Annotated in this window: 5 protein-coding genes, 2 tRNA genes, 5 rRNA genes and 1 other annotated feature; all 12 genes read left to right on the forward strand. The window is 38.3% G+C overall.

Translation table 11 applies throughout. The features are described from left to right. Positions 1-123, forward strand: a sequence feature (23S ribosomal RNA rRNA prediction is too short). Positions 124-254: 131 nt separating this feature from the next. The 12 genes from rrf (G3997_RS00005) (at position 255) to rsmI (ending at position 11,433) form a co-directional block, all read left to right on the forward strand. Further along, a 5S ribosomal RNA gene (gene rrf / locus G3997_RS00005) occupies positions 255-371 on the forward strand. Positions 372-376: 5 nt separating this feature from the next. After that, positions 377-465: transfer RNA gene (locus G3997_RS00010), tRNA-Leu, on the forward strand. A gap of 7 nt (positions 466-472) precedes the next feature. Next, positions 473-549, forward strand: a tRNA-Ile gene (locus G3997_RS00015). A 102-nt stretch (positions 550-651) separates the two neighbouring features. After that, positions 652-2,152 (forward strand): 16S ribosomal RNA (locus tag G3997_RS00020). A gap of 222 nt (positions 2,153-2,374) precedes the next feature. Continuing rightward, positions 2,375-5,272, forward strand: a 23S ribosomal RNA gene (locus G3997_RS00025). Between the two features lie 133 nt (positions 5,273-5,405). Continuing rightward, a 5S ribosomal RNA gene (rrf, locus tag G3997_RS00030) occupies positions 5,406-5,521 on the forward strand. A gap of 812 nt (positions 5,522-6,333) precedes the next feature. Next, positions 6,334-6,450, forward strand: a 5S ribosomal RNA gene (gene rrf / locus G3997_RS00035). The 16S, 23S and 5S rRNA genes sit together here with 2 tRNA genes alongside, the layout of an rRNA operon. Positions 6,451-7,192: 742 nt before the next feature. Beyond that, a complete protein-coding gene (locus G3997_RS00040; protein WP_296646030.1) occupies positions 7,193-7,882 on the forward strand; it encodes a dTMP kinase in 690 nt (229 codons plus the stop codon). A gap of 2 nt (positions 7,883-7,884) precedes the next feature. Further along, positions 7,885-8,820 (forward strand): DNA polymerase III subunit, encoded by a 936-nt coding sequence (locus tag G3997_RS00045; RefSeq protein ID WP_296646032.1) that lies wholly within the window; start codon positions 7,885-7,887, stop codon positions 8,818-8,820. Then, positions 8,817-9,695, forward strand: a complete 879-nt coding sequence (locus G3997_RS00050) for a PSP1 domain-containing protein (protein ID WP_296646035.1) — start codon at positions 8,817-8,819, stop codon at positions 9,693-9,695. The genes G3997_RS00045 and G3997_RS00050 overlap by 4 nt, the downstream gene beginning before the upstream one ends. A 151-nt stretch (positions 9,696-9,846) precedes the next feature. Further along, a complete protein-coding gene (locus G3997_RS00055) occupies positions 9,847-10,599 on the forward strand; it encodes a tRNA1(Val) (adenine(37)-N6)-methyltransferase (RefSeq protein WP_296646040.1) in 753 nt (250 codons plus the stop codon). Beyond that, a complete protein-coding gene (gene rsmI, locus G3997_RS00060) occupies positions 10,600-11,433 on the forward strand; it encodes a 16S rRNA (cytidine(1402)-2'-O)-methyltransferase (protein WP_296646093.1) in 834 nt (277 codons plus the stop codon). Positions 11,434-11,531: the final 98 nt, after the last annotated feature.

Consider the following 11,531-nt stretch of genomic DNA (forward strand, 5'->3'; position numbering starts at 1 on the left):
NNNGGATAAGATTTCCCACCGTAAGGGTAAGACCCCAGGAAGACTACCTGGTTGATAGGTCGAAGGTGTAAGTGCAGTAATGTATTTAGCTTATCGATACTAATAGGTCGAGGACTTGACCAAAATAATGATGGAAAATTAAATGATATGCAGTTTTCAGAGTATTAACTTTGAAAAAACTTTATAAAAAGTATTGACATTATTAATCGAAAATGTTAATATAATACTTGTCTTGAAAAAGCAAAGCAATTTAATGTGGTTATTATAGCAAAGAGGATACACCTGTTCCCATTCCGAACACAGAAGTTAAGCTCTTTAGCGGCGATGGTACTTGGGGGGCGACCTCCTGGGAGAGTAGCACGTAGCCACGTGGTATGCCGAAGTGGCGGAACTGGCAGACGCACAGGACTTAAAATCCTGCGGGACTTACCTCTCGTACCGGTTCGATTCCGGTCTTCGGCACCAATAAAGTGGACCATTAGCTCAGTTGGTTAGAGCGCCCGGCTCATAACCGGTAGGTCCGGGGTTCGAGTCCCTGATGGTCCACCAACTTAAGAACTTTGAAAATTAAACAGTAGGTTAATTTATAGAATTAAACTAAACAACCAAGCCAGATATTCAGATAATGATTAGCTGAGCGATGGACAACTTTTATTTGAGAGTTTGATCCTGGCTCAGGATGAACGCTGGCGGCGTGCCTAACACATGCAAGTCGAGCGAACCCTTCGGGGTGAGCGGCGGACGGGTGAGTAACGCGTGGGTAATCTGCCCTGTACACACGGATAACATACCGAAAGGTATGCTAATACGAGATAATATGCTTTTATCGCATGGTAGAAGTATCAAAGCTCCGGCGGTACAGGATGGACCCGCGTCTGATTAGCTAGTTGGTGAGGTAACGGCTCACCAAGGCGACGATCAGTAGCCGACCTGAGAGGGTGATCGGCCACATTGGAACTGAGACACGGTCCAAACTCCTACGGGAGGCAGCAGTGGGGAATATTGCACAATGGGCGAAAGCCTGATGCAGCAACGCCGCGTGAGCGATGAAGGCCTTCGGGTCGTAAAGCTCTGTCCTCAAGGAAGATAATGACGGTACTTGAGGAGGAAGCCCCGGCTAACTACGTGCCAGCAGCCATGGTAATACGTAGGGGGCTAGCGTTATCCGGAATTACTGGGCGTAAAGGGTGCGTAGGTGGTTTCTTAAGTCAGAGGTGAAAGGCTACGGCTCAACCGTAGTAAGCCTTTGAAACTGGGAAACTTGAGTGCAGGAGAGGAGAGTGGAATTCCTAGTGTAGCGGTGAAATGCGTAGATATTAGGAGGAACACCAGTTGCGAAGGCGGCTCTCTGGACTGTAACTGACACTGAGGCACGAAAGCGTGGGGAGCAAACAGGATTAGATACCCTGGTAGTCCACGCCGTAAACGATGAGTACTAGCTGTCGGAGGTTACCCCCTTCGGTGGCGCAGCTAACGCATTAAGTACTCCGCCTGGGAAGTACGCTCGCAAGAGTGAAACTCAAAGGAATTGACGGGGACCCGCACAAGTAGCGGAGCATGTGGTTTAATTCGAAGCAACGCGAAGAACCTTACCTAAGCTTGACATCCTTTTGACCTCTCCCTAATCGGAGATTTCCCTTCGGGGACAGAAGTGACAGGTGGTGCATGGTTGTCGTCAGCTCGTGTCGTGAGATGTTGGGTTAAGTCCCGCAACGAGCGCAACCCTTGCCTTTAGTTGCCAGCATTAAGTTGGGCACTCTAGAGGGACTGCCAGGGATAACCTGGAGGAAGGTGGGGATGACGTCAAATCATCATGCCCCTTATGCTTAGGGCTACACACGTGCTACAATGGGTGGTACAGAGGGCAGCCAAGTCGTGAGGCGGAGCTAATCCCTTAAAGCCATTCTCAGTTCGGATTGTAGGCTGAAACTCGCCTACATGAAGCTGGAGTTACTAGTAATCGCAGATCAGAATGCTGCGGTGAATGCGTTCCCGGGTCTTGTACACACCGCCCGTCACACCACGGAAGTTGGGGGCGCCCGAAGCCGGATTGCTAACCTTTTGGAAGCGTCCGTCGAAGGTGAAATCAATAACTGGGGTGAAGTCGTAACAAGGTAGCCGTATCGGAAGGTGCGGCTGGATCACCTCCTTTCTAAGGAGAATTGCCTACTGTTTAATTTTGAGAGTTTATTATTAAACTTTCAAAATAGGGCGTAGCCCTAATGAGTACTTTGAGCACCTCGACACGAACGAAAGTGAGTGGAAGGTAGCGAAGTGCGTTAGCACTTTGAAAACTGCATAACATTTAGTGATATGACATCATTTTAAACATATATGACAAGAAAAGTCTTAAAAATTACAACTTTTAATAACTGGTCAAGTTATTAAGGGTGCAGGGCGGATGTCTTGGCACTAGGAGCCGATGAAGGACGTGATAAGCTGCGATAAGCTTCGGGGAGTTGCACGTAAACTTTGATCCGAAGATTTCCGAATGAGGAAACTCACTTAGAGTAATGTCTAAGTATCGTTAAGTGAATACATAGCTTAGCGAGGGGAACCCGGGGAACTGAAACATCTAAGTACCCGGAGGAAGAGAAAGAAATTCGATTCCGTAAGTAGCGGCGAGCGAAAGCGGAACAGGCCAAACCAATGAAGTTTACTTCGTTGGGGTTGCGGACATACGACATGGAAAGATATCGTAGATGAAGAGAGTTGGAAAGCTCCGCTATAAAGTGTAATAGCCACGTAGTCAAAACGAGAAAAATACTAGTATGATCCAGAGTACCACGGGACACGTGAAACCCTGTGGGAAGCAGGAGGGACCATCCTCCAAGCCTAAATACTACCTAGTGACCGATAGCGTATAGTACCGTGAGGGAAAGGTGAAAAGAACCCCGGGAGGGGAGTGAAAGAGAACCTGAAACCCTGCACTTACAAGCTGTGGGAGCACATTACTTGTGTGACCGCGTACTTTTTGTAGAACGGGCCAACGAGTTACGATATGCAGCAAGGTTAAGCACTTAAGGTGTGGAGCCGTAGCGAAAGCGAGTCTTAAATGGGCGTTTAGTCACTTGACGTAGACCCGAAACCGGGCGACCTATCCATGAGCAGGTTGAAGCGAAAGTAAAATTTCGTGGAGGACCGAACCCACGAGCGTTGAAAAGCTCGGGGATGACTTGTGGATAGCGGTGAAATTCCAATCGAGCCCGGAGATAGCTGGTTCTCCCCGAAATAGCTTTAGGGCTAGCCTCAAGGTTGAGAGAAGCGGAGGTAGAGCACTGAATGTCCTAGGGGGTATTGCACTTACCGAAGACTATCAAACTCCGAATGCCGTATTCTTATACTTGGGAGTCAGACTGTGGGTGATAAGATTCATAGTCAAAAGGGCAACAGCCCAGATCGTCAGCTAAGGTCCCTAAATGTACGTTAAGTGGTAAAGGATGTGGGATTGCACAGACAACCAGGATGTTGGCTTAGAAGCAGCCACTCATTTAAAGAGTGCGTAATAGCTCACTGGTCGAGTGATCCTGCGCCGAAAATTTCCGGGGCTAAAACGTACTACCGAAGCTACGGCATCATTTATGATGGGTAGGGGAGCTTCGTATGCAGGCTGAAGCATGACCGTAAGGACATGTGGACAGTATACGAGTGAGAATGTTGGCATGAGTAGCGAGACGTGGGTGAGAATCCCACGGGCCGTAAACCCAAGGTTTCCAGGGGAAGGTTCGTCCGCCCTGGGTTAGTCGGGACCTAAGCCGAGGCCGAAAGGCGTAGGTGATGGACAACAGGTTGATATTCCTGTACCGCCAATAAGCGTTTGAGAGATGGAGTGACACAGTAGGATAAGCTAACCACACTGTTGGTTATTGTGTGGCTAAGTATTGAGGCAGTCTAGATAGGCAAATCCGTCTAGATAATGCTAGGATACGATGGGTAAGCCCTTCGGGGCGAAGTAGCTGATTTCACACTGTCAAGAAAAGCTTCTATCGAGTTTAAAGGCGCCCGTACCGTAAACCGACACAGGTGGGTGAGGAGAGTATCCTAAGGCCAGCGAGAGAACTATTGTTAAGGAACTCGGCAAAATGACCCCGTAACTTAGGGAGAAGGGGTGCCTGTCTATGACAGGCCGCAGAGAATAGGCCCAAGCGACTGTTTACCAAAAACACAGGTTTCTGCTAAGTCGCAAGACGATGTATAGGAGCTGACGCCTGCCCGGTGCTGGAAGGTTAAGGGGATCTGTTAGAGCAATCGAAGCAGTGAACTTAAGCCCCAGTAAACGGCGGCCGTAACTATAACGGTCCTAAGGTAGCGAAATTCCTTGTCGGGTAAGTTCCGACCCGCACGAAAGGCGTAACGATTTGGGCACTGTCTCAACAATAGACTCGGTGAAATTGTAATCCCGGTGAAGATGCCGGGTACCTGCGACAGGACGGAAAGACCCCATGGAGCTTTACTGTAGCTTGACGTTGGGTCTTGGTACTACATGTACAGGATAGGTGGGAGACTATGAAGCATGGACGCCAGTCTGTGTGGAGTCATCCTTGGGATACCACCCTTGTAGTACTGGGATCCTAACCATAGGCCTTGAATCAGGTCTTGGAACACCGTCAGGTGGGCAGTTTGACTGGGGCGGTCGCCTCCTAAAAAGTAACGGAGGCGCTCAAAGGTTTCCTCAGCACGGTCGGAAATCGTGCGAAGAGTGTAAAGGCAAAAGGAAGCTTGATTGCAAGACATACAGGTCGAGCAAGGACGAAAGTCGGACTTAGTGATCCGGTGGTACCGCATGGAAGGGCCATCGCTCAACGGATAAAAGCTACCCTGGGGATAACAGGCTTATCTCCCCCAAGAGTCCACATCGACGGGGAGGTTTGGCACCTCGATGTCGGCTCATCACATCCTGGGGCTGTAGTAGGTCCCAAGGGTTGGGCTGTTCGCCCATTAAAGTGGTACGCGAGCTGGGTTCAGAACGTCGTGAGACAGTTCGGTCCCTATCCGTCGCAGGCGTAGGAAATTTGAGGAGACCTGTCCTTAGTACGAGAGGACCGGGATGGACGCACCTCTGGTGTACCAGTTGTTCTGCCAAGGGCATAGCTGGGTAGCTAAGTGCGGAATGGATAAGCGCTGAAAGCATCTAAGCGCGAAGCCGACTTCAAGATAAGATTTCCCACCGTAAGGGTAAGACCCCAGGAAGACTACCTGGTTGATAGGTCGAAGGTGTAAGTGCAGTAATGTATTTAGCTTATCGATACTAATAGGTCGAGGACTTGACCAAAATAAACCTAAAGGTTTATATCGCCAACCAAATCAAAGATTTCGGTTGCTAAAGATAAATGATGGAATTAAATGATATGCAGTTTTCAGAGTATTAACTTTGAAAAATTTTATATAAGTTAATCGAAAGATTATGTGGTTATTATAGCAAAGAGGATACACCTGTTCCATATCGAACACAGAAGTTAAGCTCTTTAGCGCTAATGGTACTTGGTGGGCGACCGCCTGGGAGAGTAAGACGTAGCCACGTAATCTTTTTTTATTGTCTAGTGACATAAATAAAAGATATTATAAATCCTAAAAACACAATTTTATTTAATTAGATTTTGCCGTTAATATTATTATATTAACGGCTTTTATATTTGATAAATTGTCAATTCAAGTGCAACGGTCGGAAATCGTGCGAAGAGTGTAAAGGCAAAAGGAAGCTTGATTGCAAGACATACAGGTCGAGCAAGGACGAAAGTCGGACTTAGTGATCCGGTGGTACCGCATGGAAGGGCCATCGCTCAACGGATAAAAGCTACCCTGGGGATAACAGGCTTATCTCCCCCAAGAGTCCACATCGACGGGGAGGTTTGGCACCTCGATGTCGGCTCATCACATCCTGGGGCTGTAGTAGGTCCCAAGGGTTGGGCTGTTCGCCCATTAAAGTGGTACGCGAGCTGGGTTCAGAACGTCGTGAGACAGTTCGGTCCCTATCCGTCGCAGGCGTAGGAAATTTGAGAAGACCTGTCCTTAGTACGAGAGGACCGGGATGGACGTACCTCTGGTGTACCAGTTGTTCTGCCAAGGGCATGGCTGGGTAGCTATGTACGGAATGGATAAGCGCTGAAAGCATCTAAGCGCGAAGCCAACTTCAAGATAAGATTTCCCACCGTAAGGGTAAGACCCCAGGAAGACTACCTGGTTGATAGGTCGAAGGTGTAAGTGCAGTAATGTATTTAGCTTATCGATACTAATAGGTCGAGGACTTGACCAATATAAATGATTGATTATTAAATGTTATTCAGTTTTTAGAGTATTAACTCTAAAACTTAATATAAGTTAATCGAAAGATTATGTGGTTATTATAGCAAAGAGGATACACCTGTTCCCATTCCGAACACAGAAGTTAAGCTCTTTAGCGCTGATGGTACTTGGTGGGCGACCGCCTGGGAGAGTAAGACGTAGCCACGTAATCTTTTTTTATTGTTAAAAAAGATAGTATAAATCCTAAGCACAATTTTATTTAGTTAAGAATATGCCGTTGATATAATTTTATATCAACGGCTTTTAATATATTTAGATAAATGTAAGAAATGTATTTAGGATTAATTAATTTTAAGCCATTATAAAAAGTTAATTCTAGAATATATACAAGATAATAGATTAAGGAATATAGGTAATAGAGCGATATTTATAATTGTTATAGGTGTATTTATCAAATTATAAGATAAAAGTCCTAAGAGATGGTTTTAAGGACTTTAAAAGGGCATTATTTTAAATATTAATTAAGATTAGATATAAATATAGTCTATAAAAATTATTGCATATATATTTAAGTAAAAAATATTAAGTAGAATACAAGCATTTTATAAATATAAGAAAAATGTTAAAATATATTATAGTGTAGATAAGAAATTTGAAAAATAATTAGATATTATAATTTAGGAATAGGTTTACAACTATAATAATAGATGAATTTATCGATTATATTTAATATTTTAGAAATAANNNNTAATATTTTAGAAATAAAAATGAATAAGTGATATAAAAAATCTAATTTAAAGTATTTATAAGTTAGAGATATTTATTATAAATTAATTCTAATATAGAGTTTATAAATAGAGTAAGATAATTTAGTTAGTATCAACAATAGTTAATACAGAAAGCATGGAGGTGAAAACTGCTTAAGAAATAATTTAAGCGGTATATAAAAATGAGTGGAAAGTTAATAATCATAGAGAGTGGATCAGATGCAAGTGGAAAAGCAACTCAAACTAAAAAATTATATGAAAGATTAATACAAGATGGATATAATGTAAGAAAGGTAGAATATCCAAACTATGATTCAGAATCTTCAGCATTAGTAAAAATGTACTTAAGAGGAGAGTTCGGTAAAAAGGCAACAGATGTGGATCCATATATAGCATCAACATTTTATGCAGCAGATAGATATGCCTCATTTAAGACAGAATGGGAAGAGTTTTATAATAATGGAGGGATAATACTTGCTGATAGATATACAACGTCTAATATGGTGCATCAAGCCTCTAAAATGCAACCTGAAGATAGAGATAAATATTTAGATTGGTTAGCAGATTATGAATTTAATTTATATAAGATACCACAACCAGATTGTGTAGTATTTTTAAATGTACCTATAGATTTTAGTAAAAAACTTATGGAAAATAGAAATAATAAATTCACAGGTGAAAGTGAAAAAGATATTCATGAAAGTGATATAAAGTATTTAGAAAAGTCATATGAAAATTCTTTATATATAGCTGACAAATATAATTGGAATAAAATAAATTGTGTAGAATCAGATAAGTTAAGAAGTATAGATAGTATACATGAAGAAATTTATAATTTAGTAATAGATAGGATAAAATCTATGGAGAGGTAAATATGTATTTTGATAATATTATAGGCCAAGATTTTGCTAAGAAATATCTTACAAATTCAATAAATAAAAATAAAATAAATCATGCATATATGTTTGAAGGTATAGATGGTATAGGGAAAAAGAAGTTTAGTCAAGAGTTATCAAAAATACTGCTAAGTACAGAAAATGTAGATAGTAGTCCAGACTATATAAATATATATCCTGATGGAAACAGTATAAAAATAGCACAAATAAGAAATTTACAAACAGACATAATTATAAAGCCTCATAAAAACTATAAAATATATATAATAAATCAAGCTGATAGTATGACAATAGAAGCTCAAAATGCTTTATTAAAGACATTAGAAGAGCCGCCAGAGTATGCTATAATAATACTAATAACAAGTAATAAGGAAGCACTTTTAGATACTATAAAATCTAGATGCGAAATAATAAAATTTTTACCTATATCGATATTAGATTTAAATAATTATTTAATAAATAAAGGTATAGATAAAAATAGGGCTCAGTTATTATCTACTTTTGCAAGAGGAAGTATAGAAAAGGCTATAGAGCTATCAGAGTCAGCAGATTTTGCTATAATGAGAGATGAAATACAGACTTATATAGAAATAATGCTAGATAAAGATATTATAGATATTTTAGAAATACCTACAAGTATGGATAAGTATAAAAAAGACTCTATAAGTATATTAGACATGTTAATAAACTACTTTAGAGATATTATGCTAATAAAAGAGAGCGTAGATAAAAGCATGTTAATAAATATAGATAAGTTAACATTCTTGCAAAATATGAGTAAGAAAATTACATATTCTCAAGTATCTAAAATTATTGATATAATAGAGGATATAAAGACAAAGATAAGAAGCAATTGTAACTTTAGCATTAGTATACAAGTTATGGCTTTAAATATATATGAGGTGATAAAATGATAAAGATAGTGGGTGTTAGGTTTAAAAATGCTGGTAAGATATACTACTTTGATCCAGTTGAGTTAGAAGTAGAAAAAGATATGGAAGTAGTAGTAGAAACAGCTAGAGGATTAGAATATGGAACAATAGTAGTTGGGGCAAAGGAAATAGATGAAAGTGAATTAGTTTCACCATTAAAGCCGATTATAAGAATAGCTACAGATGAAGATAGACAAGTATATAATGAAAATAAAGAAAAAGCAAAAGAAACATTTGAGTTATGCCAGCAAAAAATAAAAGAACATAACTTAAATATGTTTTTAATAGATTGTGAATATACATTTGATAGAAATAAATTAATATTCTATTTTACAGCAGAAGGTAGAATTGATTTTAGAGATTTAGTAAAAGATTTAGCATCTATATTTAAAACAAGAATTGAATTAAGACAAATAGGTGTTAGAGATGAAGCGAAATCAATAGGTGGATTAGGACCATGTGGTAGAAAACTTTGTTGTTCATCATGGTTAGGGGATTTCCAACCTGTTTCAATAAAAATGGCTAAGGATCAAAGTTTATCACTTAATCCAACTAAAATATCTGGAATATGCGGAAGACTTTTCTGTTGTCTAAAGTATGAACATGATGTATATGCAGAAGCTATAGATGCTATGCCAGTAGTGGGAGCATTAGTAAAAGTAGATGACTTAAAAGGTAAAGTAATAGAGGTTAACCCATTATTAGAGCAAGCAAGAATAGAGTTTAATGATAAGACTATAAGAGTATGCCAAAAGGATGAAATTAAGGTTTTACATGAACCTAAGAAATGTTGTGGATTAAGAGATGAAGGCTTAGATGAAGCTACATTAAGAGAATTAAAGAAATTAGAAGATTAATAATATATAATAAGGGGGTAGGAATTTTCCTACCTTTTTTGACATAATAGAGATTATAAGGTATACATTAGATAAATGTATAAGTTAAAATAATTGTTTAATTAGATATATAAATAATCAAAGTATTTTTAAGACATGAGAGGAGAACAGCATGGAAGTACAATTAAAAGAAACTGAAAGAATAGATGATTTACAACTTAAAGGATTAAAATTAATACAAGATACAAATGGATTTTGTTTTGGAATAGACGCAGTATTATTAGCAAACTTCGCAAAAGTAAAAAAGGGAGCTAAAGTTGTAGACTTAGGAACAGGAACAGGTATAGTTCCAACTCTTATAGCTGGAAAAAGCCAAGCTAGTAAAATTATAGGAGTAGAAATACAAGAAGAAGTTTATGAAATGGCTACTCGTTCAGTTAAGTTAAATGATTTACAAGATAGAGTAGAAATAGTAAATGCAGATATAAAAGAAATCGATAAGGTTTTAGAGGTAAATGGATATCATGTAGTAACTTCAAATCCTCCATATATGCATATGGATGGTATAAAAAATCCTAATGATAAAAAAGCTATATCAAGACATGAAGTTAAATGTAATTTAGATGATGTAATAAGAGCAGCTTCAAGACTTACAATGCCAAGAGGAAAGTTCTTTATGATTCATAGACCTATAAGATTAGTTGATATACTAACAATAGGTAGAAAGTATAATATGGAACCAAAACAAATACAATTTATACACCCAAGAGCAGGAAAAGCTCCTAACTTAGTATTAGTTGAATTTATGAAAGATGGTAGACCAGAGCTTAAAATATTAGATCCATTATATGTGTACGGAGAAGATGGAAATTATACAGAAGAATTAAAAGCAATATATTCAAATGAAGATATAGGAGAGAAGTAAATGAGCGGTAAATTATATATATGTCCAACGCCAATAGGTAACTTAGAAGATATGACATACAGAACAGTAAGAATATTAAATGAAGTTGATTTAATTGCAGCAGAAGATACTAGACATAGTATAAAGCTTTTAAATCATTTTGAGATATCAAAGCCATTAACAAGTTACCATGAACATAATAAAGATTCAAAGGGTGGTTACTTAATAAATAAATTATTAGATGGTGAAAATATAGCATTAATAAGTGATGCTGGGATGCCAGGAATATCAGATCCAGGTGAAGATATAATAAAACAAGCTATAGAAAATAATATAGAAATAGAAGTATTACCAGGAGCTACAGCATCTATAACTGCATTAGTTGGTTCAGGTTTAGAAACATCAAAATTTGCATTTGAAGGATTTTTAGATAGAGATAAAAAGGTTAGAAGAAATCAATTAGAAGAGTTAAAAGAAGAAAGAAGAACTATAATATTCTATGAATCTCCTCATAGATTAAAAGATACTTTAAAGGATATGTTAAAAGTATTAGGAAATAGAAAGATAGCAGTAAATAGAGAGATAACAAAAAAATATCAGGAAATAATAAGAGAAGATATAGAAACAGTTATAAATATATTTAATGAAAAAGAGATAAAGGGAGAGTTCGTTTTAATTGTAGAAGGTTTTAAAGGCGAAAAAACTGTACAAAATTCTTACGATGACCTTAATGAAAGAGAATATGTAGTAGCTTTAATGGAAAATGGAATGGACAAAAAAGATGCTATTAAAGTAGTTTGTAAAGATAGAAAATTAAAAAAAGACGTAGTTTATAAACAAGTATTAGATTTATAAGATGTAAATTTAATGTTATATATATAAATTAAAAGGCTATAAAAAGCTTATTTTATATTAAGCTTTTTATAGCCTTTTATACTATTATTTTAATTTAT

The organism is Romboutsia sp. 13368 (assembly GCF_018336475.1).
Lineage (GTDB): Bacteria > Bacillota > Clostridia > Peptostreptococcales > Peptostreptococcaceae > Romboutsia.

Bases quoted from the DNA above. Each gene is read 5' to 3' on its own strand.
- G3997_RS00050 (WP_296646035.1), top strand. From the start codon at position 8,817: ATGATAAAGATAGTGGGTGTTAGGTTTAAAAATGCTGGTAAGATATAC.
- rsmI (WP_296646093.1), top strand. From the start codon at position 10,600: ATGAGCGGTAAATTATATATATGTCCAACGCCAATAGGTAACTTAGAA.
- G3997_RS00045 (WP_296646032.1), top strand. From the start codon at position 7,885: ATGTATTTTGATAATATTATAGGCCAAGATTTTGCTAAGAAATATCTT.
- G3997_RS00040 (WP_296646030.1), top strand. From the start codon at position 7,193: ATGAGTGGAAAGTTAATAATCATAGAGAGTGGATCAGATGCAAGTGGA.
- G3997_RS00055 (WP_296646040.1), top strand. From the start codon at position 9,847: ATGGAAGTACAATTAAAAGAAACTGAAAGAATAGATGATTTACAACTT.